This is a genomic window from Pseudoalteromonas aquimarina, assembly GCF_049257255.1.
GTDB lineage: Bacteria > Pseudomonadota > Gammaproteobacteria > Enterobacterales > Alteromonadaceae > Pseudoalteromonas.
In genome coordinates, this window is record NZ_JBMMUG010000003.1 from 576,686 (window position 1) to 599,957 (window position 23,272).

At 38.4% G+C, this 23,272-nt stretch carries 23 protein-coding genes; 13 read left to right on the forward strand and 10 right to left on the reverse strand.

The window, feature by feature from the left end:
- Nucleotides 1-5 precede the first annotated feature (5 nt).
- Both AAEU29_RS10570 and AAEU29_RS10575 read right to left on the reverse strand, forming a co-directional pair.
- A complete protein-coding gene (locus AAEU29_RS10570) occupies nucleotides 6-623 on the reverse strand; it encodes a LysE family translocator (RefSeq protein WP_421973295.1) in 618 nt (205 codons plus the stop codon).
- A gap of 295 nt (nucleotides 624-918) precedes the next feature.
- Nucleotides 919-1,800, reverse strand: a complete 882-nt coding sequence (locus AAEU29_RS10575) for an endonuclease I family protein (protein WP_421973296.1) — start codon at nucleotides 1,798-1,800, stop codon at nucleotides 919-921.
- A 475-nt stretch (nucleotides 1,801-2,275) separates the two neighbouring features.
- Between AAEU29_RS10575 and AAEU29_RS10580 the strand changes: the two genes are divergently transcribed.
- Both AAEU29_RS10580 and AAEU29_RS10585 read left to right on the forward strand, forming a co-directional pair.
- The gene (locus tag AAEU29_RS10580) at nucleotides 2,276-3,544 is read left to right on the forward strand and encodes a sensor domain-containing diguanylate cyclase (RefSeq protein WP_421973297.1); all 1,269 of its coding nucleotides are present in this window, start codon (nucleotides 2,276-2,278) and stop codon (nucleotides 3,542-3,544) included.
- A 239-nt stretch (nucleotides 3,545-3,783) separates the two neighbouring features.
- Complete coding sequence (locus AAEU29_RS10585; RefSeq protein ID WP_421973298.1) at nucleotides 3,784-4,119, forward strand: zinc ribbon domain-containing protein YjdM; 336 nt, start codon at nucleotides 3,784-3,786, stop codon at nucleotides 4,117-4,119.
- A gap of 66 nt (nucleotides 4,120-4,185) precedes the next feature.
- Here the strand turns inward: AAEU29_RS10585 and AAEU29_RS10590 are convergent, their stop codons facing one another.
- Complete coding sequence (locus tag AAEU29_RS10590) at nucleotides 4,186-6,456, reverse strand: tetratricopeptide repeat protein (protein WP_421973299.1); 2,271 nt, start codon at nucleotides 6,454-6,456, stop codon at nucleotides 4,186-4,188.
- Nucleotides 6,457-6,655: 199 nt separating this feature from the next.
- Between AAEU29_RS10590 and AAEU29_RS10595 the strand changes: the two genes are divergently transcribed.
- Entirely contained in the window at nucleotides 6,656-7,609 is a 954-nt protein-coding gene (locus AAEU29_RS10595; RefSeq protein WP_421973300.1) for a tetratricopeptide repeat protein, read from the forward strand.
- Between the two features lie 59 nt (nucleotides 7,610-7,668).
- On the opposite strand, the gene AAEU29_RS10600 is transcribed toward AAEU29_RS10595, so the two are convergent.
- Nucleotides 7,669-7,959: a hypothetical protein gene (locus AAEU29_RS10600; RefSeq protein ID WP_421973301.1), complete on the reverse strand. Its 291-nt coding sequence runs from the start codon at nucleotides 7,957-7,959 to the stop codon at nucleotides 7,669-7,671.
- A 152-nt stretch (nucleotides 7,960-8,111) separates the two neighbouring features.
- On the reverse strand, nucleotides 8,112-9,002 hold the full coding sequence (locus AAEU29_RS10605; protein ID WP_421973302.1) for a LysR substrate-binding domain-containing protein: 891 nt from the start codon (nucleotides 9,000-9,002) through the stop codon (nucleotides 8,112-8,114).
- Nucleotides 9,003-9,213: 211 nt separating this feature from the next.
- Between AAEU29_RS10605 and AAEU29_RS10610 the strand changes: the two genes are divergently transcribed.
- The 6 genes from AAEU29_RS10610 to AAEU29_RS10635 all read left to right on the forward strand — a co-directional run bounded on the left by AAEU29_RS10610 (nucleotide 9,214) and on the right by AAEU29_RS10635 (nucleotide 17,206).
- Nucleotides 9,214-9,840 carry a hypothetical protein gene (locus tag AAEU29_RS10610; protein ID WP_421973303.1) on the forward strand — a complete coding sequence of 209 codons (627 nt, stop codon included), beginning with the start codon at nucleotides 9,214-9,216 and terminating at the stop codon, nucleotides 9,838-9,840.
- 105 nt (nucleotides 9,841-9,945) lie between these two features.
- Nucleotides 9,946-10,413: a GNAT family N-acetyltransferase gene (locus tag AAEU29_RS10615; RefSeq protein WP_421973304.1), complete on the forward strand. Its 468-nt coding sequence runs from the start codon at nucleotides 9,946-9,948 to the stop codon at nucleotides 10,411-10,413.
- Between the two features lie 330 nt (nucleotides 10,414-10,743).
- The gene (locus AAEU29_RS10620) at nucleotides 10,744-11,097 is read left to right on the forward strand and encodes a GFA family protein (protein WP_421973305.1); all 354 of its coding nucleotides are present in this window, start codon (nucleotides 10,744-10,746) and stop codon (nucleotides 11,095-11,097) included.
- Nucleotides 11,098-11,489: 392 nt separating this feature from the next.
- On the forward strand, nucleotides 11,490-12,158 hold the full coding sequence (gene nth / locus AAEU29_RS10625) for an endonuclease III (RefSeq protein ID WP_421973306.1): 669 nt from the start codon (nucleotides 11,490-11,492) through the stop codon (nucleotides 12,156-12,158).
- A 239-nt stretch (nucleotides 12,159-12,397) separates the two neighbouring features.
- Nucleotides 12,398-14,353, forward strand: coding sequence for a methyl-accepting chemotaxis protein (locus AAEU29_RS10630; protein WP_421973307.1), 1,956 nt, complete (start codon nucleotides 12,398-12,400; stop codon nucleotides 14,351-14,353).
- A 123-nt stretch (nucleotides 14,354-14,476) separates the two neighbouring features.
- Nucleotides 14,477-17,206, forward strand: a complete 2,730-nt coding sequence (locus AAEU29_RS10635; RefSeq protein WP_421973308.1) for a tetratricopeptide repeat protein — start codon at nucleotides 14,477-14,479, stop codon at nucleotides 17,204-17,206.
- A gap of 78 nt (nucleotides 17,207-17,284) precedes the next feature.
- Here AAEU29_RS10635 and AAEU29_RS10640 read toward each other — a convergent pair whose 3' ends face one another.
- Together AAEU29_RS10640 and sigZ are read right to left on the reverse strand one after the other, a co-directional pair.
- Nucleotides 17,285-17,782, reverse strand: a complete 498-nt coding sequence (locus AAEU29_RS10640; RefSeq protein WP_421973309.1) for an NlpC/P60 family protein — start codon at nucleotides 17,780-17,782, stop codon at nucleotides 17,285-17,287.
- Nucleotides 17,783-17,815: 33 nt separating this feature from the next.
- On the reverse strand, nucleotides 17,816-18,352 hold the full coding sequence (sigZ, locus tag AAEU29_RS10645) for an RNA polymerase sigma factor SigZ (protein ID WP_421973310.1): 537 nt from the start codon (nucleotides 18,350-18,352) through the stop codon (nucleotides 17,816-17,818).
- Between the two features lie 138 nt (nucleotides 18,353-18,490).
- On the opposite strand from sigZ, the gene arsH reads away from it, so the two are divergent.
- Nucleotides 18,491-19,216, forward strand: coding sequence for an arsenical resistance protein ArsH (arsH, locus tag AAEU29_RS10650; RefSeq protein ID WP_421973311.1), 726 nt, complete (start codon nucleotides 18,491-18,493; stop codon nucleotides 19,214-19,216).
- A gap of 154 nt (nucleotides 19,217-19,370) precedes the next feature.
- The gene (locus tag AAEU29_RS10655) at nucleotides 19,371-20,210 is read left to right on the forward strand and encodes a Tim44 domain-containing protein (RefSeq protein ID WP_421973312.1); all 840 of its coding nucleotides are present in this window, start codon (nucleotides 19,371-19,373) and stop codon (nucleotides 20,208-20,210) included.
- 58 nt (nucleotides 20,211-20,268) lie between these two features.
- Here the strand turns inward: AAEU29_RS10655 and AAEU29_RS10660 are convergent, their stop codons facing one another.
- Nucleotides 20,269-20,667 (reverse strand): hypothetical protein, encoded by a 399-nt coding sequence (locus AAEU29_RS10660; protein ID WP_421973313.1) that lies wholly within the window; start codon nucleotides 20,665-20,667, stop codon nucleotides 20,269-20,271.
- 392 nt (nucleotides 20,668-21,059) lie between these two features.
- Here AAEU29_RS10660 and AAEU29_RS10665 point away from each other — a divergent pair, with 392 nt between their 5' ends.
- Nucleotides 21,060-21,308 carry a DUF3297 family protein gene (locus tag AAEU29_RS10665; protein ID WP_040136245.1) on the forward strand — a complete coding sequence of 83 codons (249 nt, stop codon included), beginning with the start codon at nucleotides 21,060-21,062 and terminating at the stop codon, nucleotides 21,306-21,308.
- Nucleotides 21,309-21,347: 39 nt separating this feature from the next.
- On the opposite strand, the gene AAEU29_RS10670 is transcribed toward AAEU29_RS10665, so the two are convergent.
- Nucleotides 21,348-21,683 carry a C1orf53 family protein gene (locus AAEU29_RS10670; RefSeq protein WP_421973314.1) on the reverse strand — a complete coding sequence of 112 codons (336 nt, stop codon included), beginning with the start codon at nucleotides 21,681-21,683 and terminating at the stop codon, nucleotides 21,348-21,350.
- A 73-nt stretch (nucleotides 21,684-21,756) separates the two neighbouring features.
- Nucleotides 21,757-22,899, reverse strand: a complete 1,143-nt coding sequence (chrA, locus tag AAEU29_RS10675) for a chromate efflux transporter (RefSeq protein ID WP_421973315.1) — start codon at nucleotides 22,897-22,899, stop codon at nucleotides 21,757-21,759.
- Between the two features lie 127 nt (nucleotides 22,900-23,026).
- On the opposite strand from chrA, the gene AAEU29_RS10680 reads away from it, so the two are divergent.
- Nucleotides 23,027-23,245, forward strand: a complete 219-nt coding sequence (locus AAEU29_RS10680; RefSeq protein ID WP_421973316.1) for a hypothetical protein — start codon at nucleotides 23,027-23,029, stop codon at nucleotides 23,243-23,245.
- The last annotated feature ends 27 nt before the right edge of the window (nucleotides 23,246-23,272 follow it).

The window sequence follows — 23,272 nt, forward strand, 5'->3', positions numbered from 1 at the left end:
AAGGCCTAAATATTTGTAATTAAAACGCGTAGAGCCAGCAATAAAAAGGCAAAAGCTAATAGTTTATTGATAACATGCGCGTAGCGGGTAAGGTCAAATTTTTGGTTCGCTTTACTGGTAATTAGACTCACAATGCAATACCAAAGTGTATCAATGGTAAATACTGTTAAGCACATAATGATCCCTTGATACACAGTAATGGTTTCAGGGTCGATAAATTGTGAGAAAAGTGCCAAAAAGAAAATTGCCAATTTAGGATTTAAAAAAGCAATCGCAAAACCATCTCTCGCAGCGTGAAGAGAGCTGCTTGAAGATGCTTTATCAAAACTAAACTTGCTTTTACCTGCCTTTAAAATGTTATATGCCAAATACACTAAATAAATAGCGCCACCAAATAACAATGTTTTGTAAGCAATTGGAAATTGTTGAATAAGTCCTGCTAACCCAACAACAGCAAGCGCTGCGTAAATGCCAACACCAATACCATGTGCGACACTCGCAACTAATCCGTGCTTTAAACCTTGTGCCATCGAATGCGACAAAACTACTGCTAAACTAGGCCCAGGTGACATCGCGCCAACCGCACAAATTCCAGCTAAGCTAAGCCAAAGTCCCAATTCCATATACACTCCAATTTATTATGATGCCCACTAGGGGCTATTTTTATTCATTAAGCCAAAAAATTGCAGCTTTTTATAGACTAATTTTTGTTTCAGTAAGCTATGGCTTGGATATCTTTTTTTGATATTTACATTTATAGCCTTGGCCTTTTGGCTCATTAACCAAGTCACTAACCAAGTAACTAAACCGTGTTTCTTTTCATTAGAACTAAGGTGAATCGAGAGATAAACAGCAGCGCTTTTGCCTTTAAAAGCGATTTCATATTCGACTCAACTACTACACAAAGTTAATTAGCTCCTAATTACTTTCGCAATCAGATTGGTAAATAACTTTGACCCATTCAGGGTGATCAATAAAAGGGTTGCGATTAGCTTGAAACTCGTAAATGGTGTCGTTTCTATTTATTTCAAAAGCATCAATAGGATCGGCAAAGTGCCAGCGATATAAAGTACATAAATCGCCAAGCTGACCAACTTCATTGGTTAAATCTGTTCGCTTTGTATCGTAATATGAAACTACTTCTAGATCGGGCATATCTTTATGGGAGCCAATCTCATACATCACATCCATATACAAAATCATACGCGCTATGTCGCCTTTTACACCATCATGGGGCTCAAACCACAGTGATATATTCTTTTTATTATTTGGCGCCTCTTTTAAAGGGTAACCTCCTTCAAAAAAATCATTATCACTGCGCTGAGTATTCAATGAAACATCGGCAGGCTTAAGATGATGTAAATCGGTATAACCTTGTTGTGATTTTTTAGGAAAACCATGACTTTTGGGCCAGATGTGTTCTCTATTCCAATAATCTTGTTGGCGGCTATTATTGCCACTGCCATTATTTTTCTTTGCAATAGAAGTGTTTTTATAGATTAAACGAATATTGTTCGCATTATTTGGATCTTCATCTGTGAAGGTAAGGGCGGTCCAAACTTGTTTATAACTTAAGCTAATAAATTCACGGTTAATGTCTTTGTGCACAGCGTGCTTAAATGCTTTTACATTCTGCTTATCAACCTTATAACTGCTAAGATAATAATCCTCTGCATCAAAGTCAGCGCGATTTTTCACTTTAACTAATGAAGGGCAATTCGTACAAATACTTGTTTGTGAAAGAAGATCAAAGCTTGTTAAAAAAATGACAAGCGCAAGGGCAAACCAAATTTTTGGCATAAAACACGTTATTATTCTTATTATCGGCAGGCGAATTGTAACGAGTTTATTGCTAAATTTGCAATCAAAGTTGTACAGGAACAGACACTGCTAGAAACTATTACGCGCTTCGTTCAGAAAATCCGCACTTTAAGTAAGTGTTTGACTTGATTGATTTTGTTTTTAACGTTATGGCGTTTTAAATTTCGCCATAAGACTAAATTGCTATATACTTGAGCAAATTAAAGGCTATTGTTCACGCCCAAAATTGCTTTGGTACACAAATTTATTATATCGCGATAGCAATACCGATTTTATTGATTACACGATCAAGAAACGAGCCAAACGCCTCATTCAGAACGTTTAAAAATTCTAATGTAGAGCAACTACATTTTATTTTTAAAGGATTATTGAGTCGAGAATCTATTGCAATAAGTGCCAGTAAATTAATGCAATTGTATAAATAATTCTTCGGAATAAAAACGTTAGGTGATAAATGACTGCAGAGTTAAAAAAGAGAGTTGCTATTTTAGAGGGCATGCTAAGCATTGTTGGTGCCTGTATTTTTAGCAAAGATTTAGAAGGACGCTACACCTACGTTAATCAAGCAGTGTTAGATGTATTTGATTTGCCTGAAGAAGAAGTGCTCGGGAAAGACGATAGCCATTTTTTTGATCTTGCACAGTCACGAGAAGTTATCGAAAACGACCAAATGGTAATGCGTACCGGTAAGATTTTACAAAAGGAAGAAACTAATTTTGTAAAAGCATTTAACCGTGAAATAACTTATCAAATCATTAAAAAACCACTTTATGACGAGAATAATAACTTAATTGGCGTTTGTGGCATCGCAAACGATATTACTGAGCAACGCCAGCTGCAAAGTAAAGTAGAAGAGCAAAACAAGTTACTTGATATTGTGCTCGATAATGTGGCTGCTCATATTTACATGAAAGACGATTCCCGAGAGTTTATTTATGTAAATGCCAAAGTTTCCGAATTATTTGGGCTGCCTGTTGAACAAATTATTGGTGCTAAAGAGCAAGATATTTTGCCGCCAGAGATGGCTGCACATTTTCATGAAAGTGACTCAGAATTATTTGCCAGTGGTGTAAAACAAACCATTGAAGAAACAGTGTCAGATGACGACGGCAATACACGTCATTACTTAAGTGTTAAGGTGCCGTTTGAACAACACGGGCGCAAATCGCTTATTGGCTTTTCAACCGAAGTTACAGAGCTTTATCAGCTAAAAGAGCAGTTCCGTAAACAAGCTAACACAGACTATTTAACCAATTTGTATAATCGTCGCTATTTTGTTGAAACGGCAGAGCGCGAGTTTAAGCGTGCAGAGCGAAGCAACGCGCCGTTTGCGCTGATGTCATTAGATATCGATCATTTCAAAAAGATTAATGATAAACACGGTCATCCAATTGGTGATGTTGTTTTACAGTCTTTTGCGACTTGTTTATCTGCAAACCTGCGTGATGAGGATGTGCTGGCACGTATTGGAGGCGAAGAGTTCGCCATATTGTTGCCAAATACGCCATTTGAGAAAGCCCAAATGGTGGCTGAACGCATTCGTGAATATCAGGCGAGCAACCCAATCAAGACAGAAAAAGGCGACATACTAGCTAAAGTAAGTATCGGATTGGTGATGAAATCAAGCGATGATATTAATTTTGAAACCATGTTTAAACGTGTAGATAAAGCCCTTTATCAAGCTAAAGAGTTAGGTCGTAACCGAGTTGTTGCACATAATTAAAGAGTGAAAGTTTGCACTGTTTTCAATCTTCTTGATTGTTTAATTGCTATCTAAGTTCATTTGTGAGTTCTAAAAAAGCCGCCATTTTTAGTGAGCTGGCATCAACATAAGTTAGGGTTCTTCTGGGAAATGCTTTATAAAACCATATAGTGCAGTGTGTTTATTGTTAATAACCACTCGCATAATAGGGTTTAATCTATTAAAATAACGCCAAAATAAAACAGGAACAGAGAATTATTATGTCGTTACCTCCTTGCCCAAGCTGCAAATCAGAATACGTTTACCAAGATCAAGAAAACTTAGTGTGTCCAGAGTGTGCGTTCGAGTGGAACCCTGAAGAGCAAGCACAGGAAGATGCGATTGAAGTGAAAGATGCAAATGGTGCATTACTTGCTGAAGGCGATAAAGTGACTGTTATTAAAGATCTTAAAATCAAAGGCAGTTCACAAGTAATTAAAATTGGTACTAAAGCTGTTGTTCGCCGTGTATTTGATAAAAAAGACCACGAGTTAGACTGTCGCGTTGATGGTGTAGGCGAGATGATGGTTACCGCTAAATTCGTTAAAAAAGCATAATTGTTTTATGTTTTTTAACGGCGAGCTCGAGCTCGCCGTTTTTGTTTTTAAACCTACCAAATACGATTAATTGACGCTTTGCATCATACGTAATTGTTCAACCATTTGATTAATTTGCGGGTTATTTGGCACCAAGGTTGCCAGATTTTCTGCGTAGTAAAGCGCTTGTTTAAACTGGTTTAGTTGAATATAGCTTTGCGCCAAACTATAGCTGATATCGGGATTGTTAGGAGTAATGGTAAAGGCCTTTTCAAAATTACGAATTGCAAGCAGTGGTTTATTTTGGTCTTGCAGCAATAGCGCATATGTATATATATAGCTTGCATTGTTTGGTGCAAATTGAGCGGCCTTTTCTAAACTACCTAATGCTTGTTCTTTTTGATTACTACGAATTTGACTCATTGCTAAAGCGTAGTGAACTTCACTTGCCTGATTATTAATTTTCAATGCTTGATTGAGAATATTTGCTACCTTGTGCTCTTTGCCTTGTTGGCGATATAAATCAGCCAAATTGACATAGGCAGGCATAAAAATTGGCTCTATGTTAATTGCATTTTGATAATGCGATTCTGCTTGGTTTTGCTGGTTTAATTCAAGCGCCAAAATACCTAAGTTGGTGTGTGAAAAGCCTCGCTCGCTATTGTATTGTTGGCTTTCTTTGTATTCTTCGAGCCCTTTCGCTAAACGTGCCTTATCGGCTTTGGCCAGTTCACTTGGAAAAGGCTCGACCATCATCGCAGCTAAACCACGTGCAGCTTCAATGCGAACACTTTTATGTTTATCTTCCAATAAATGATTATAAATACGCCATCTATCTGTTACTGGGTAAGGCGTTGCAGCATTAATAGCCGCTAAGCGTTGTAAGGGCTCTGCAGCTTTCACTGCGCGCGCGATTGCCACCAGTGCATTATTGCCTGGTGTGTTTCGCATACGTGTTAAGGCAGATGCGCGGATAATATCCGAATAGTTATTGTCTTGCGCAATGCGAGTCAGCAATGCATCTGCTCCCGGTGCACGGTTATCTGCGCGGTAAAAACTAGTGGCAAAATGTTCAGCACCAATATGCTTGGGTGTTTTATGTAGTTTATTAAGTTGTTTTACAGCCCAGTTAGCCGATTTATCTTGATGGCATGTATTACATGCGTTAGAAACACCGGTTTTGATTGTTAAGTCAGGTCGTGGCACTTTAAAGCTATGATCGCGTCTAGCATCAACTTGCATATAGGTTGTGGTTGGCATATGGCAATCAACACATTGACTACCCGGCTGATTAATAGGGTGACCATGGTGCTTTGGTGTATCAAAAGTTGTGCTTGCGTGGCACTGCGTACAAGTTTGATTGCCAGCAAATTTAAGTTTTCCACTATGCGGATTGTGGCAGTTGGTACAAGTAACGCCTGCGTCATGCATTTTGCTCTGTGCAAAAGAGCCCCAAACATAGTTTTCATCCCATACTTGCCCGTCTACTTGATAAAGTTCGGAAGTAATTAATGCCGGTTGAAATACATTTAAAAAGTCATGGGGGTGTTGTCGGTCGCTTAGGTTTGAGCGTCTTCCATGGCAGCTAGCACACATAGGTACTTGCTCTGATGGTTCAAGTACTTGCACACTTGTCATTTTGCCGTTGCTGTCACTTTTAAAAAGCGGAGTTTGTTGCCCAATATTTATATCAAAACCTTTGTTATTTATAGTGTTATCGCCATTTGCCCATTTTAAGTGTTGTTCGCTATTTCCGTGGCATGCATTACAGCTCACATTGATAGCAGAATAACTTGAGTTAAAAGTGTTAGTGCTTAAATCAAAATTCTTTTTAAACTCAGTGGAATGACAATCAGCGCACATATGATTCCAATTTTGGCCCTTTTGACTCCAATGGAACTCATCTTGTGCTTTTTGCTCTGGGTGTAAAACAAACCAACGTTGACCGCCCTCAGCTTTCTCTCGGCTATCCCATGCAAACGGAAAAAACTGATAATGGCCGTTGCCAAAGTCGAACATATATTGCTGGAGTGGTAAATAACCGAAGGTGTAAGCAACATGATAGCGAGTCATTTCGCCTGCCAAATTAGGCATTTCGATGGCATAGTTTTCGCCGTCTTTAAAAAAGCGTACTTGCGTGTTTTGAAATGGAAAAGTTACATTATCAAAGTTGCCTAAAACCGAGGTTGCATTTGGCTTTTCCATGGCATGAAAATGGTGCGACGTTTGCCAGTCTTTAACTTGGCTTTGATGGCATGAAACACATTGTTGTTCAGCTGTGTTAGTAGATAGTGCATTTGCAGATGTTACAACTGAGAGGTAACCTATAAAAACGAAAGCAAAAAACGCTTTAACCATATTCCATTATCTTTTTGTAGAGTTTTGACACTTATAACAAGTTGCTTTGATAAAGGCAAAAAATAGACATTAAATTTGATTTAACTTGTTATAAGTTATAGCTATTTTAATCTGTGTATTTTGCTAAATTAATCGTTATAGTATGTTATTCAGAACCACAATAAACACCTTTGTGCATCGAAAGTTCAGGGAGAATTTTATGCAAATGCCACATCTTCAGAGCCTTTTTCTTGCACTGCTAATCGTGTTTTTTAATCAAACTTTATTAGCTTCTGAGCAAACACCACAGCAACGTTTAGATATTGAAATCAGTAACTATACAAAAATATGCACTACCAATGAGTGCGCAAAAAAAATGCAAAAAATGCGTAAGTTTGCCCGTTGGAAAGAGGCAAAAGCACAGTTGATTTTAGGTTATGCCTACTTATATGGCGATGGTTTTGAACAAGATACAGTAGAAGCCATTAAATGGTTAAAACGAACGGTTTTTAATGATAATCCGGGGGCAAAAAAGTTCGCGTTAAAAGCAACGCAAACCCTTGAAAAAATGTACCGACAAGGTATAGGTGTCGAGCAAAACGTAGCGCAAGCGGATGAGTATTTATCACTTCTTGTGGAGCAAGGTTATGCGCCAACACTTTATAAGCTTGCACTATCATATGAAGAAAAAGACATTCAAAAGAGCATTAGCTACTTAGAGCAAGCTAGCGAAACACACTATGCCCCAGCAATTTATCGCTTAGCGCAAATCCATCAATTAGGTTATGGCGTTACACAAAATGATTTGTTGGCAGGTAGTTATTATAAACAATTGGTAGTAAAAGATTATCTTGATAGTCGCGAACAGCTAAGTGGCATTATTGCATCACTTCAAACTAACCCTACACCAGAGGTAACTGAGCAACTAGTTGAATTTGAAAGAATGCTCAATATCGAAGTGATTACTGTTAACCCCGATGGTGTTGTTGCAGAAGATAAATTAAGTAATTCACTTGCACAATTTAAGCGTAGCAAAGCAAAATTTACACCCGCGACAGGTAGCCGAATTAAAGGGCGCAGTTGCGGTAAAACCTCAAATTCATGTGGCACAATTCAAAGTGATGAATTAGAAGATTTAATTAATGAGGGTGCTGGTAATAATGATGGCAATTAGCCTGATCAAACATGTTTGCTCGAACTACGTCGAGCAAACTTAACTCGCGAACTTCTAAGTTATTTAAAACAACAATACTCAGTTCTAAATCTTGCGAGCAACGGTGTTTTTACTTTTGCGCTTGTGGTTTTAGCCGCTTTTATCACAGTCAAACGGAGTTTTGTTTGCTGCAAACTGTGCTCAATCTTATCATCTAAATAGACCGCCAAAACAAGCGCTAGGATAGTAAAAATAGGTGCATAAATAAATGATGAAACAATATCGCCTTTAATCGTTAGGTTGATTATGAGTGGCATTGAAATTACCAAGGCCGCAACCAAGCGATAAGCTATTAACAGTGTTTGAGACATAACTAACATCCTTTTAAAGTAAGCAATATTTATGTCCTTACTTTAGTGGTTTTGATTGGAAACGACAAAAGGATAATATTCACCTAATGGGTGAATCAAATTCACCTATTTTATTTGTTATTGCATTTTAAAGAAGCAGATTCGAGAGGGTTTTAGGTATAAAGTTCGGGTGAAGATACAAGCCAGTTGATAAAACAGCGAATATCATGACGATTAGCATCTTCTTCTCGATAAACGGCATATAAATCTCGTTTGAATGGCACAAATTCATTAAAAGGTGTGGTTAATGTATTGTTGTTTATTTTACTGTTTTCTATAGGGAAAATTCCAAGAGCTAAGCCCAAACCTTGGCTTGCAGCATTAATTGATGAATCATAATCAGAAAAGGTAAGTGAGCGTTTGGTTTGGGTAAGCAATGTACCTGTTGCTTTAGACCATTGTGACCACACATCGTCCATGTAGGATAAATCAATTAAGGGTAAAGCATTCACATCGTCAGGCGCTTTTACTTGGTATTTATTTAAAAACGACTTCGAACATACTGCGGAGATGGTTAAATCGAGTAATTTTTGGTTTATCGTATTTGGCCAGTTACCCTGACCAATGCGAATAGCTAAGTCAATGTCGTCGAAGCGCAAATCAGACACATGGTTACCTGTTTCAATGCGTAATTCAATTTCCGGGTGCATTGCTTGAAAGGCGCCCAATTTAGGGATGATGATATGACTTGCCATCGTCGTAAAGCATGAAATTTTAAGTGATTGTGATGAAAACCGATTTCGTACTTTACGCGTTCCTTGTTCAAAACATTCAAGCCCCTGTTGCACAAAATTTAAATACATTTCACCTGCATTATTTAACACCACACCACGGCTTTTACGTTGGAACAAACTAAAACCGAGCTGCTCTTCAAGCGCTTTAATTTGATGGCTTACTGCTGAAGGTGTAATGCATAGTTCGTTACTCGCTGATTTGAAATTTTGATGACGGGCCGCGGCCTCAAAGATACTAAGCAAATGCAGTGGTGGGTATTTAGATCGCATATTCTAAACCTTGCTGTGATTTTTATCTTAGCAACTGTATTCAATTGGTGAATCAAATTCAACATAAAGGTGGTTGTGATTGTGCTCTACCAATGGACTTTCATATAAAATGAATGAAAGCCTAATAATGTGACCAGTCGCTATGGTGTTTGGTGTTTATCTAGGTACAATTGAAAACGTTTAATTTTTAATTAGTTAGCTAGAGTTTCTTGTGAAAAAAATAATAAGTAAAGTCGCCTTTGAGTTAATTGTTATCACGCTTGGTGTGTTAATCGCACTAGGTATTAATGCGTGGTATAACAATTTCCAACAACGCCAAGATGCAGAGCAATTACTAACGAAAATTGCTTACGAATTACAACAGAATATCCAGCGCTTAGAGCTTGCATCGGCCAGTTATAATGCAAACATTGAGCAGTCTAAAAAGTACGAACAATTATTTGAAGAGACTGGCGAAAGCGATGGTTATGAATTTGTGCTAAAAATGTTGATCATTGAACAAGGCGCATGGCAGTTTTCAAAAACGCGTCAGGAACTAAATACCTTGCCTGTTGAATTATTGATTTCATTGGATATGGCCAGTCGCAGTACATCTGAGGCGAAAGAAATGGTGAATCAGTTTATATTCCAAGGTCATGATGAACTAAATGAATTGGTCGATAACGATATGAATGCACGCTATCTTGATGGTATGGAAAGAGAGTTAAAGCAAATTAAATTTTATCTTGATTATGCTTTGTTAAGTTCAAAAAATGCGTTATCTCACTTAGAAGAGTTTCGTGAAAGTGGCAAAATTAGCGCTAAAAAAGAAAACGTTGAGCTCTCTACGACCCTATAAACACCATTTTAAATAAACGTAAAGCATCAGGTCTATATATGACTTTAACAAGCTAAATATTGATGCTTTGCCTTTGTAAAAACCCCTTAATTGTAAAACCCATTTATGATTGCCATTGAAAAGTTAACTCCACAACATTTAGAAGAACTGAGCAAAGTTGTTTTAGCGAAAGATCAAATTCAATTTGCATGCAGTGCTGAAGAGTTTTTAAAAGAGAGCAATCAGCGCGTGCATTTACATGTAATTAAGCACACTTCAAAAGTGATTGGCTTTTTTAAACTTGATTGTGGTTATCACGAAGATTATGAATTTTGCCCAAGTAATGGATTAGGGCTGCGCTCATTTGTAATTGATAAACGTTTGCAAGGGCAAGGCTTAGGTCAAGTTACCATAAAGGCGTTAATTGTATATTTAAATCAACATTACTCACATTACAGTTGGCTTTATTTAACGGTTAATTGTAAAAATAGATTGGCTAAAAGTTGTTACCAAAAAGCGGGTTTTTTGGAAGAAAGCGCGCTGTATTTAGATGGCCCAGCTGGCCCCCAACATATTATGTATATGCCGCTTTAATGCTCAGGGTCTGTTGGTTTTTGCTGTTCTATTCTTGTTTTTTTTGAGCGTCCTGCTAACGCCACTTACCTGCGTCCATGCAGACAATAATGAGAAAAGTGCGCTCAAAAGAACCGTTCGGCAGCGCTTGATTGGGTTTTATACTGTGTTATCGGCTGACTCACATAGAATAACTATGCCAAGCAGCCTCTGCCTTGTATAAACCCCAATCAAACTGCTGCAAAAACGAACCTGAAAGGTCAACAGCCCTTAATTTTTTAAATAGTAAATTAGGTCTTTTAGTTTATTTTGGTTAAATATACAGTGGTGTTTTGAACAAGGAATGCCACTATGAAATATACTGGAAGTTGCCACTGTAAAGCGGTGCAATTTGAATTTGAAAGCGCACCTATTTATGATGCATTACAGTGTAATTGCTCCATTTGTATTCGTAAAAATGCCATTATGTCGAAAGAATATTTCGGTGCTGACAGGTTTAGATTGATCTCAGGTGAGTCATTTTTAAAAACGTATCACTTTGGCGACCATGATGTGCATCATTACTTTTGTCAGCAATGTGGTATTTATCCATTCCACGACACACTTTATCAACCAGGCAGTTACCGCATTAATTTAGGCTGTGTTGACAATATAGAGCCGCGCGAGCTGGCGATTACATATTTTGATGGTCGCAATGAATTGTGATTCATTTGAAAAATTGAATGTAACATTCGTTTTAATTTGTTTTATAGTTTAGAGGTTCAGTTGCATACTAGTGATGTGAATTAAACAATGGAGAGCAAAATATGAATGCAATAATACACACTATAAAACAAGTGCTTAATGCTCCAGTAACTGAGCCTAAACAAGTCTGTAATTACCCAAATAATTATTATGGCGATCAATACTGTAAATAATGGCGATTTGATTTCGTTTTACGCGCTGGTATCAAGTAATTAGTTGATACCACGCTAGTTTCTTTTTCCCAAAAACTCGTTAATTTTTAATTGTAAGCCTTGTTGCAATGCTATCTTCCCTTGGCAGCCGCTGCTAAAACAGTGTATTTTACCGCTTTGTAGTTTTGTTAGGAGTTGGTCGTGTCTTCAAAAAACCTCTTAAAAGAACAACGGGTTGCTTTTATTTTAGACGATCTCGAAAAACGTTATCCTAACCCGCCCATTCCATTAGATCATAACGATCCCTATACCTTGTTAGTAGCAGTGTTATTGTCAGCGCAATGTACAGACGAACGCGTCAATCAGGTTACGCCTAAACTTTGGCAACTTGCAGATAACCCTTTCGATATGGCGTTGCAGGATGTTGAAGATATTCAAGCGATTATTCGCCCATGTGGGTTATCTCCACAAAAATCTAAAGCCATAAAACGTTTGTCGGAAATTTTGGTCGCTGATTATAACGGGGTGGTTCCACAAGATATGGCATTATTAGAAACACTACCTGGGGTTGGTCATAAAACTGCAGGTGTTGTTATGGCGCAGGCGTTTGGCGTGCCATCATTCCCAGTAGATACGCATATTCATCGCCTTGCACAGCGTTGGGGTTTAACCAATGGTAAAAATGTAGAGCAAACAGAGAAAGATCTTAAACGTTTGTTTCCTAAAGAGCGGTGGAATGATCTACACCTTCAAATAATCTATTACGGACGTGAGTTTTGTACAGCGCGAGGTTGCCATGGTTTGGTGTGCCCAATTTGCACAACCTGCTACCCTAATCGCAAACATGCAAAAATAATCAAAAAGCCTTAAAGCAGTTTTTAAACAGTTTAAAACATAATTAAAGCAGCCTGATATTGTAAAATAGGCTGTTTTTGTTTTAGGGGCACAGTGTAAGAATAAATTCTGTTTGCTATCTTAAGTGTTAGTTCAAAATTCTTATTTGTGATTTTAACAGTGACAAATTGTTAACATTTTTAATGTTCAGACCGATAGCAACTAGGTATAGTTAAATCGTTTAGCTGTTAAAAAACAACAATAAAGGCTGTATTATGAAAATGCGTACCAAACTTATTGCGGGATTTGCGATCACCGTAATTGTTCCTATTTTAGCAATCTCAATGCTCTCGTTATCGCAAGCCAAAAGTGATGGTTTTACTCGTTTCTTAGCAACCACCCATGCCGAAATACGACAAGTGGAAAAAGGATTCAATTTATTTTTCCAGCAAGTCAAACACAATGCTGATTTCCTTGCCCAGGCTTCTGCTGTTAAAAATGTACCCAGTGACGTTACCACTTACATGGGCGCAGAAAAGTCGATGTTACCACTTGATGCTGTTCCAGGTGAGGCAGACATTTACAGGCTTTACGAAACATTTGGCAAAACCCATCAAGAATTACTCTTTGTTTATTTAGGTACAGAGCAGGGCGGTTTTATCCAATACCCTGCAGAACCATTAGGGAATTACGATCCACGTCAGCGCCCGTGGTATAAATTGGCACAAAGTGCGCGAGGACAAACAGTTATTACCGAACCATACCAAGGAGTAACTGGGCAGGCGATGGTGTCTGTTGCAAAAGCAATCAATAATGAAATGGGGCAGTTTGTTGGGGTGCAATCGCTAGATGTAACGCTTGCAACCCTTACCGATATTGTTTCTAGCATTAAAATTGGCAATACAGGCTATTTAATTTTAGTGGATGGTTCAGGCACCGTGCTTGCCGATCCACGCAATGCGCAAAATAACTTTAAGCCAATTTCAGAACTTGCATCACCAATTTATAAATCGCTAGCTGGTAATTTATCAAGCAAGTCTTTCACCATTGAAAATCAAGGTAAAACACTAGAAGCGACAACCTATTTCTCTGAAGACTTAAATTGGCGCTTTGTTGCTGTGATTGAACAAAATGAAATCCTGCAGTCTGCTTCTGAGATGAAAGTATTTATTGGCATCATCGCCTTTATCATGATTGCGTGTTTTGTAGTGGTAGGTGTTGTGCTTGCAAACCGTATTGTTTACCCAATTGAAAAAGTGTCTGCAGGGCTTAAAGAGATTGCACAAGGGGAAGGTGATTTATCTAAGCGGTTAGATGTGATTGGTAATGATGAAATTAGCCAGCTGGCAAAATGGTTTAATCAATTTCTTTCAACCATTAATGATTTAGTGAAAGACATCAATCATAAGTCTCAAATTTTAAACGAATCTGCTACCGCATCGGGTGCCAAAGTGACCGAAATTATGCGTGCAAGTCATGAGCAAGAAGGCAGTAGTGAAGTTGCTGCAAGAGGCACAGCTAACCTTGCCGATGTTGCTAAGCAAGTATCAGATGATTGTTCAACGGCAATGAGTGATATTGAGCAAGCTGAGCATTATGCGCTTGAAGGTAATAACGATGTTAAATTGGCAGTAACGGAAGTAACAATCCTAAATGATTCCCTGAGCGAATCATCACAGGCCATGACGCAGCTTGAAAAAGAAAGTGAAAATATTACTAAAATTCTTGATGTTATTCGTGGCATTGCTGAACAAACAAACTTACTGGCCCTGAATGCGGCGATTGAAGCTGCAAGGGCAGGTGAGCAAGGGCGTGGTTTTGCAGTTGTGGCAGATGAAGTTCGTACACTCGCTAAGCGCTCTCACGAATCGACAGAAGAAATCGATAAAGTACTAAGCAGTTTAATTGAGCAAACGCGTTTGGTTTCTGACAAAATGGCGAGCAGTGTTACTCACTCAGCAGATGCCATTGAAAAAGCAGAAAAAGCACATAATTCGTTTGATGATATTAGCCGTGCGGTGAACACAGTAAAACAGTTGATCTCACAAATATCGGACGCTGCACAATCACAATATGATGCTGCTGATGAAATAAATCGTGATATTTCTGGCATTAGTGATTCGGTTAAACATACAGCGCACTCGGCTGACGAACTCGCTGAGGGTTCGCAACAATTAGTCGCATTATCAGAAGATTTACGTAATCTAGTGAATCGCTTCCATGTAAAATAGTCGTATTGGCTTAGTTAAAAACTAAGCCAATCTTAAACGCTTTTAAACGGGCAAAACACGTATCTACAGCCTTAGCTGCAAAACTGGTCTACACTTTAGTGGAAACAGTTATAGGTGAATGCGATGTCACGTTTTGCTCTGTCTTTTATTTTCTATATTTGCTGTATTCCAACGCTCTCAGCCAATCAAGTTACCCCACCAGATGCAAATGCGCCTGCCAGCGAAGTTATTTCTTTCTTAGAAGAAAACGCCATTAATAACCCGCAATCTGTAATTGAGTTTATCGAAAAAAATAACCTTTTAACGCGAATTAATACGCCTGATGACAAAGTGCATGTTTACAGTTATTACGCTCAAGCTTATCAATACAAAGGGGACAGAAAAAAAGCGATAGACCTATTAACAAGTGCGTTAGAAGTGATTAATCAACACAGTGTTTCAGTTGATACACATAGTGATTTTCTAGCGATCCGTGCATCGGTGTATGCTGAACTTACCCAATATCAAGATGCAATAAATGACTTGCTTGCCATTATTAGTCTATACCCTGAAGACTCAAATAATCGAATTATCGGTCTTGCCTACAAATCTTTGGGGGACACTTATTTATCAGCAAACGAACACAAAAATGCGTTTGATGCCCTTTATAAAAGCCAATTTGTTTTTAAAGCACTAAAAGATCAAGGTATGTTAGCCGTTACTTTTGGGCGATTGGGTTCGATTTATCGCACTATTGGTGATTTTGATAAAGCGCTTGAAAATATGCTTAAGGCTTTAAAAGTACTCGAAGGCATGCAAGACGATCGGCGCCTTGCCATTACTTATAATAATACAGCCATAATTTACAAAGACTTAGCACGATATGATGAAGCAATTAATTTACATAAACGCTCGCTCAATTTAAAAGAAAAAATTGGCTACCAACGGGGAATGGTTTACTCGTACAACAATTTAGGGGAAACCCATCGCTTAAAAGACGATTTAGTTGAAGCGCAGCGCTATTTAGACAAAGCGCAATTACTCGCGACTCAAATTAACAATCCAATGTTACTCGGGTCCACTTACTTATATCGCGCGCGTATTGCTAAGCAGCAAAATAATCTTGATGAAGCACTAAACCATCTCGGCAACGCTATGGCGATTTATCGAAAGCGCAATTCGAAGTCGCGAATTGCAGAAGCAAATGTTGAATATGGCGACATTTATTTTAGCCAAAGTAACTATGAAAAAGCGCAACAAAGTTATCAAGATGCGCTTGATTTAAGTAAAGAAGTTAATAAGAACGTTGTAACATTTTCGGCATACGAGGGTTTAGTAAAAGCATTAAAGGAACAAGCTCGTTATAAGCAAGCACTTGATGCGCTAACAGAATATCAAGCAACAAAAGCAGCCCTTTTTGATAAACAAAGCCAGCAACGGTTAGAATCATTAATTGTTGAAAATCAACTCTTTAGTGCTCAGCAGAAATTAAAACTCGCACAGCAAGAAAGTAGAATAAAACAAACCGAGTTGGAAAGTGTTGAAACAACCCGCAATTGGGTCGCGTTACTACTGTTTTCGATTTTTATTATCAGTTGGCTGATTTATCGTAAAGTCCAACAACATAACCGTATGCAACTAGAAATAAAAGCGCGTAAAGAACTCGAGCTTAGCGAGCGCCGCCTTAATTTAGCATTATGGGGAAGTGGTGATACGTTATGGGATTGGAACTTAACAACGGGGGAGATAAAACGAGAAAATTTGCCACGTCATTCTCGCTTTTCTGAAACGGCCTCTGGGCTAGATGCAAGCAGTTTAAAGGAGTTTGTTCACCCTGATGATTATGAATTCCTTAATCAAGCATTAGCTGAGCATATCAATAACAAGACACCATTTTTTGAAGCCAGTTATCGTGTTTTAAATAAACAAGGGGAATGGTGTTGGCTTTTAGATCGAGGCAAAGTGGTTGAATTTGATGAAACAACTGGAAAGGGGTTACGCATCACAGGCACGCAGCGTGATATTACCAAATTAAAGCAACAGGAGGTGGCATTAAAAGAGCTTAATAGTGAACTAGAGTTACGGGTGTTAGAGCGCACAACCGAGCTTGCCAATATGAACCAACAGCTAATGCATACCATCGAAAAGCTTGAAGTGGCTCAAGAGTATATTATTGAAGCTGAGAAACACGCAGCCCTTGGTAGTATGGTGGCAGGGCTTGCCCACGAAATTAACACGCCTCTCGGTACTGCCATTACTGCGGTAAGTCATTTAAAAATGCAAACGATATCCACAGAGTCGCAATTTAAAAGCAAAACACTCTCCAGTCACGACTTTGAAAGCTATTTGAGCGATGTAAACAACAGTAGTCAGCTCATTGAAAGTGGGGTTGGAAAAGCGGGCGAATTGGTAGAGCGCTTTAAACTACTCGCTGGTAAAAATAGCGCACAACGACCGGAAAATATAAATATCAACCATTTGCTTACCGAAAGCTTTAAAGTGGCGTTAAATACCCTGCAAATTAATAACGAGAAGGCGCAGCTTGTACTGCATGGTGATGCGCAACTTTACAGTTATCCTGCTACTCTTGCGCAAGTATTTAACATACTAATTGAAAACGCACTGCTTCATGCTGATGTACCGCTTGTACAAATTACTTGTGAAATGAAAGATGAAAATCAACAACTTACACTCGATTTTTTTGATAATGGCAAAAGTATTGAAAAAGGAGAAGAAAAACGTATTTTCGAGCCGTTTTACACCACCAAACGGCATCGCGGCCATTCAGGTTTAGGCCTTCATATTGCTTACAACAATATCACTCAAGATTTAAATGGCAGTATTGAATGCTATCAGCGTCAACAAGGGGGTTAGGGTATTGGGTTAAGCTGCCTAATATTAAATAATCTAGCTTTTAATCTTTAACTAAGATTTATTGATTTTTTCATTAATTTAAAACTCAATCCGTCTTGCCTGCCAGTAAGCTTTTTGCCAATAGCTGTTTTTGAGCGATGATAAGGTCACACCTTGACTGGTTGACGCATGTAAAAATTGATGATTTTCAATATACATGCCGACATGATAGGTGCGAAATCCAGTTTTAAAGAAGATTAGGTCGCCCGCTTGTAATTTATCTTTACTAATTGCTGTGCCAAATTGCGCTTGTTGTAAGGTAGTTCTTGGCAGCAAAAAACCAAAATGGTCGATATATGTTTTTTGCACAAAGGCGGAACAGTCGATGCCTTTTTTCGAGGTACCTCCCAACTTGTAGGGCACACCTTGCCATTCAGTTAACTGCTGATAGAGCTGATGTTTAGTGTGTGTCTTAACTTGTGATGTTGATTTTGTATCGTGTTTAATATTTTTTGAAACGGTATTTGAACACCCTATCAGCATCATGCTAAGTAAACAAAGCCATAATAAATAGATGTTTGTTGGTGTCTTCATCATGCGTTTAAATCCTTTTAAATCGTTGCAATAAGATTAAAGCTTGGTGAACTCAGTTTTGCGGTGATAATCAATCGCTTTGCCACAATAGTCGAATTCAAAGTGGCAACACTCATCAAATAATGCACGTAACGCCTTTCGGCTTGATTGAACGCGAGATTTCAATGTGGAGTAACTCACTCCCATTTTCTCCGCTAAGGCCTTTTGCTCTTCATTTTCCAAGTCCACTGCAATTAACAATGCTTGCTGCTCTTGTGGTAAGTTTTGAATAAAAGGCGCTAAGCAATTCATTAAGTCATGTTTGACTTGTTCATTGTCATCCAATATTTGAGGTGTCTCAGCTTGGTTTTGTCGTTTGGCGCGTGCTCTATAAAAATCAATGATGGTGTTATTGGCAACTTGAAAAAGCCACGATTTGACCTTGCTGATGTCTTTAACTAAATGCAAATTTTGGTAGGTTTTTATAAAAATTTCCTGCATTAAATCATCAACATCTGCTTTATTTTCAATTTTACTGTGAAGAAAGCCTTTTAATGCTTGTTGATATTCTTGCCAGACATTTTCGATATTCATTGTCACTTACTGCCTTAATATTATTACTAAAAAGTGTACATATAAGACGTCAACTTTCACAGTAAGACGAAAAATTTTCGTCTTTTGCTTATGTCGCACGTCTTAAGAGGTGTAAATGAAATAATAAAGGTAGTCATTATGCACTTTTTAAGTAACGAAACATTCAATTTAAAACCTGAAATCAAAGCATTAAGTACACACAAGCCAAAGGTGTTAATGCTGTACGGTTCATTGCGTGAAACTTCATATAGCAAATTGGCAATACAGACAGCAGCTAATATTTTAACGCATATGGGCGCCGAAGTTCGTATCTTTGACCCAAAAGGCCTACCTGTTTTTGATAATGATGAATCGGCCTCACATAGTAAAGTAAAAGAACTGCGAGAGTTGGCTAATTGGTCTGAAGCGCAAGTGTGGTGTTCACCCGAGATCCACGGCAATATGTCAGCGGTTTTTAAAAATCAAATTGACTGGCTGCCATTATCATCTGGTGCTATTCGCCCTTCACAAGGTAAGGTACTGGCTTTAATGCAGGTCAGTGGGGGCTCTCAAAGTTTTAATGCGTTAAATAATATGCGTGTTTTAGGACGTTGGATGCGCATGTTTACCATTGCTAACCAATCATCAATTGCTAAGGTGTACCAAGAATTTGAACCTTCTGGCGAGATGAAAGCGTCTAATTATCGTAATAGAGTGGTTGATGTGATGGAAGAGTTGATGCGTTTTACGTATTTATTAAGAGATCATGATAGCTTTATGGTGGATAGATTTAGTGAGCGAAATGCATCCAAGCAAGAAGTCGCGACGTTAAATAACACCCTTAAAAAACATATCAATACATCAGAAACTGCATGTTGCAATTAAATACTTGAGAAATCGCATCACACCTTTGTGGTGCGATTTAAGATAAATTTAATCTATTTTTGGCTAATTTTAACGTCTTTAATCTCAAGTCACCTATTGACTCTCAAAGTGTGAATTTTAGAATGCTCACAGCATTTTTATACGGAATAATTTGATGAAAAAATTCGCATGGTTTTTCGCGTTAATCGCACTTACCTTATCGTTTTCGTTTGACGCTGAAGCTCGCAAGAAATTCGGCAGTAAAAGCAAAGGCAAAACGCAGCAAACCACAACAACACAACAAAAAGAACAAGCTAATACTACTAATCCAACATTGCCTGCCAAAAAGTCATCTAAAAAAGGCTTAATGGGTGGCATTTTAGGTGGTTTACTCGCGGGTGGCTTAATTGCTGCTATGCTGGGCGGCGATTTTGAGGGCTTCCAGTTTATGGACTTCATTATTATTGCCTTGGTTGCCTTTGTGTTATTTAAACTATTTAAAATGATGATGGTGAAAAAAGCACAAAGCCAAGCGCAATATGCGGGAATGCCGCCAATGGGTCAGCCAGAAGCACCAAGCCAAGCACCACAACAATTTCAGTCGCAAGGGTTTGGACAAAGCCAGTCAGTGCCAATGAACTTACCAATTAACTTTGACTTAAATGGTTTTTTACAAGGTGCCCGTGATCATTACCACACGCTGCAAAAAGCATGGAATGACAATAACTTTGACGTGATTTCAGAGTACGTGAGTGAACAGTTATTAGCGGAGCTAAAAGCTGAACGTGCTGAGGTAACTGAAGTTGAAACAGAAGTAATGTTTATTGACGCAGAGCTTGCGCGCGCAAATACATCTCCAATGCTGTGGGAAATTAGCGTACGTTTTCGTGGTAAATACCGCGACCTTGGCGATAAGCAAGAAGAGCCAATTGATGAAGTGTGGCACCTTGAGCGTAATTTATCGGCGCAAGATGCACCTTGGATTATTGTCGGCATTGAAGATAATGCCGCTTAAATAACCAAAGGTTATTTTTTGAAAGAGCAGCCATTTGGCTGCTCTTTTTGTTTGGTATTTATGCTTGAGAACTTTCTTTTAATAAAATAGAGAGATGCTGCTTTAATTCTTGCGGGCTATCTGGGGTATGTAAAAAGCCGCCGATTTTAGCGCCAGATAACTCTTGGCGAATATCGTATTTCAGCGAATTTAAACGTGAAACAACGTTTTCACCTTCAACAAAATACATATCTAAGTCCATTAAAAATGGCACTCTTAACGACATGGTAATACGCGCCATTACATTTGGATAAAGCGCCATTAAGTCGGCAAATGAGAGGTTTATCTTTTTCTTACCAATGATTTTTAAACCCGCAGCTTTAATTTTTTTGCGAATAAAATAGTGTTTACCAAACAGGTAAGTTTCAGGCTTTAATAAGTAAAACGAAATGCAATTTTTGTTTAGTGCTACTGCCATACGCGAACTCCCTTACGTCTTATAAAAAGTAAAACCGCAACGAATAGCTTGCTAATCTAATACCAATTCTGTTAAGTATGTGATCAGGGATAGCGCTGGATAAATGAAATGTTAACAAGGCGGAATTTTTCTTATGTAGTTGTTCTACATTGATAAATTCTAACGCAGTTAGCATGTTATTTAGTCCGCTAGGATGATCAGCTACTTAAGTGAATTGATATAACTATAGAAGTAATCATTAGTTGCTAACAAGTTGTTTTGTGTAAAGGTTTATTTCTTTGTTATACGAAACTTAACTTGATAGCGATTAAATTACGCTTTGCTATTGAGCGCTTTGCACCAATTACCTACAATGTCGCAATCATCTAAATGAGATTAACTAAGAAAGAAATATGAACGATAAAACTGAATTACCAACATTACCAGATCGCCTATCAATCAACCCGCGTAGCAAGTTCTACTCGGAAGAAATTTTAAAGCTCGATATTGGTATTCGCTTTAACGGCAAAGAGCGTTCAGACGTTGAAGAATACTGCATTAGCGAAGGCTGGATTAAAACAGCGGCACCAAAAGCGTTAGATCGTTTTGGTCAACCAATGTTAATTAAATCAAAAGGTACGGTTGAGGCGTTTTACCGTTAATTTTGCCAGTGCACCATGTTGTTTGGTGCACTACTCATTTTAGTAAGCGCAATGTTTACAACCATTCCCGCAGCAATACCCTCGCTTTAAATGTGCCCACTTTGTCATTACCCTAAAACCTTCTTCATTTAAGTAATAATCAAGCTTTGCAACAGGAAATTGGTTTTGATATTTAGCGGCTAACTGTACAAGTTCTTGGTTTGATTTTGTTTTATACAATACTTCAAGCTCAGCGTTAATTGTATCAATTAAACAGTCTTTGCATAGGCAGCCCCCTGTCTCTTTAACAGGTAAAATTGTAGGCAGAGAAAAGCACCAACAATTGCCTTCTTTACTGGTACAGGAAAATGCGGCTTGGCATTGAGAACAAATCATATGGACTAACCAAAAAAGCGCCAGCATAAGTTAAATTTTATGCGAGCGCAATCAAGAGCAACGGTGAGTACCTTTAAATATAAGGCAGTAGAGCGCCACCGAGCATAAAGCACACAACTAACCAAATAATAGGCAACTTAAGCTGCTTAAGTAAAAACACCCCAACAAGCAACATGGCAATATCTTTTGGCGCAGTTACAGCACTGATAAAAATGGGTTGATAAAGTGCAGCAATAAGTAAACCCACTACCGCAGCATTTACCCCGCTAAGCGCGCCTGCAACATGTGGCTTTGCTGCAAGAATTTGCCAGTCTTTTAACACCGCAAGCAACAATAAAAACCCCGGCAAAAATACGGCAAGTGTGGCGATTAATGCACCGGTAATTGGCGCGTTTTCAAATAGCTGATACCCAATATAAGTTGCAAAGGTAAACATCGGGCCAGGTACGGCTTGTGCTGCCGCATAGCCGGTAATAAACGCATCTTGCGATAGCTTATCTCCCACAATATTTTGCAATAGCGGTAATACCACATGGCCGCCACCAAATACTAAACTGCCAGCCTGATAAAAATCATTAAACAGGGCAACTTCAGGGGCAAGGTAACTCACAAACGGTAAACCAAGTAGCAAAATCAAAAAGCCAAGTAAGGGCACAATATTGGGTTTAAATGTATTGGTAGGAGCGTTCTTGTCACTTTTAAGCGCAACGGCACCGATAAATGCCGCAATTAATAAAACAATAAACTGCGATGTGATACTCGGCACTAACAAAAGCACTAAAGCGGTAACAAAACACAAAAATGCTGTGAGTTTACTTTTACAAAAACCGTTAAACATGCCCCAAGCCGCATCGGCAACCACTAATACCGCTAATAGCTTTAAACCATGAACCACACTATTAAAAAGGGAATTATCAGTAAGCGAACTTGCTACAGTTGCCAGCAAAACCATAATGATGACTGAGGGCAGGGTAAAGCCAACAAATGCGGCGATAGCGCCTGCTAAACCACCGCGTTTATAGCCTAGAGCAAATCCTACTTGGCTCGATCCCGGGCCTGGCAAAAACTGGCTAAGGGCAATTAATTGGCCATATTCGTCATCACTTAACCATTTGAACTTTTCAACAAAGGTTTTTCTAAAATAGCCAATATGGGCTGCGGGGCCGCCAAAACTGACCCATCCAAGCAAAAAGAAGGTTTTAAAAATACTAAACATAACCAATAAGGTGACGTAATTAATAATGCGCAAAGCATAAAAAAAACAGTGTAATTAAACAAATAAATATTAAGCCTAGATTAAGTTAGCGTGGTTAAAGATGTTATTACTACACAAGGAAACCGTTATGAACAAAACAATGTTTCAATCTAAGCTATATTTAGCCCTAACAGTCATCTTATCGCTCGTTTTAGCCGTAATGATATTACCGGTTGTACTGTTTGTATGGTTAACCGTGGTGCTGTTTATTTCGCTGAGCGTATTGTTTACTCGTTTAATCAGCAATAAAAAAGCTTCGGTAAAATATGCCTATCACAATGGCAAAATCGAAAAAGTGATTAATTAACGCATGCAATCAGGTAAGCGTGTTCGA

Bases quoted from the DNA above. Each gene is read 5' to 3' on its own strand.
- AAEU29_RS10600 (WP_421973301.1), bottom strand. From the start codon at position 7,959: ATGTCTCAAACACTGTTAATAGCTTATCGCTTGGTTGCGGCCTTGGTA.
- AAEU29_RS10665 (WP_040136245.1), top strand. From the start codon at position 21,060: ATGAACGATAAAACTGAATTACCAACATTACCAGATCGCCTATCAATC.
- AAEU29_RS10620 (WP_421973305.1), top strand. From the start codon at position 10,744: ATGAAATATACTGGAAGTTGCCACTGTAAAGCGGTGCAATTTGAATTT.
- AAEU29_RS10580 (WP_421973297.1), top strand. From the start codon at position 2,276: ATGACTGCAGAGTTAAAAAAGAGAGTTGCTATTTTAGAGGGCATGCTA.
- AAEU29_RS10585 (WP_421973298.1), top strand. From the start codon at position 3,784: ATGTCGTTACCTCCTTGCCCAAGCTGCAAATCAGAATACGTTTACCAA.
- AAEU29_RS10635 (WP_421973308.1), top strand. From the start codon at position 14,477: ATGTCACGTTTTGCTCTGTCTTTTATTTTCTATATTTGCTGTATTCCA.
- AAEU29_RS10590 (WP_421973299.1), bottom strand. From the start codon at position 6,456: ATGGTTAAAGCGTTTTTTGCTTTCGTTTTTATAGGTTACCTCTCAGTT.
- AAEU29_RS10655 (WP_421973312.1), top strand. From the start codon at position 19,371: ATGAAAAAATTCGCATGGTTTTTCGCGTTAATCGCACTTACCTTATCG.
- AAEU29_RS10670 (WP_421973314.1), bottom strand. From the start codon at position 21,683: ATGATTTGTTCTCAATGCCAAGCCGCATTTTCCTGTACCAGTAAAGAA.
- AAEU29_RS10595 (WP_421973300.1), top strand. From the start codon at position 6,656: ATGCAAATGCCACATCTTCAGAGCCTTTTTCTTGCACTGCTAATCGTG.
- AAEU29_RS10605 (WP_421973302.1), bottom strand. From the start codon at position 9,002: ATGCGATCTAAATACCCACCACTGCATTTGCTTAGTATCTTTGAGGCC.
- sigZ (WP_421973310.1), bottom strand. From the start codon at position 18,352: ATGAATATCGAAAATGTCTGGCAAGAATATCAACAAGCATTAAAAGGC.
- AAEU29_RS10575 (WP_421973296.1), bottom strand. From the start codon at position 1,800: ATGCCAAAAATTTGGTTTGCCCTTGCGCTTGTCATTTTTTTAACAAGC.
- arsH (WP_421973311.1), top strand. From the start codon at position 18,491: ATGCACTTTTTAAGTAACGAAACATTCAATTTAAAACCTGAAATCAAA.
- AAEU29_RS10680 (WP_421973316.1), top strand. From the start codon at position 23,027: ATGAACAAAACAATGTTTCAATCTAAGCTATATTTAGCCCTAACAGTC.
- chrA (WP_421973315.1), bottom strand. From the start codon at position 22,899: ATGTTTAGTATTTTTAAAACCTTCTTTTTGCTTGGATGGGTCAGTTTT.
- AAEU29_RS10615 (WP_421973304.1), top strand. From the start codon at position 9,946: ATGATTGCCATTGAAAAGTTAACTCCACAACATTTAGAAGAACTGAGC.
- AAEU29_RS10660 (WP_421973313.1), bottom strand. From the start codon at position 20,667: ATGGCAGTAGCACTAAACAAAAATTGCATTTCGTTTTACTTATTAAAG.
- AAEU29_RS10630 (WP_421973307.1), top strand. From the start codon at position 12,398: ATGAAAATGCGTACCAAACTTATTGCGGGATTTGCGATCACCGTAATT.
- AAEU29_RS10640 (WP_421973309.1), bottom strand. From the start codon at position 17,782: ATGATGAAGACACCAACAAACATCTATTTATTATGGCTTTGTTTACTT.
- AAEU29_RS10570 (WP_421973295.1), bottom strand. From the start codon at position 623: ATGGAATTGGGACTTTGGCTTAGCTTAGCTGGAATTTGTGCGGTTGGC.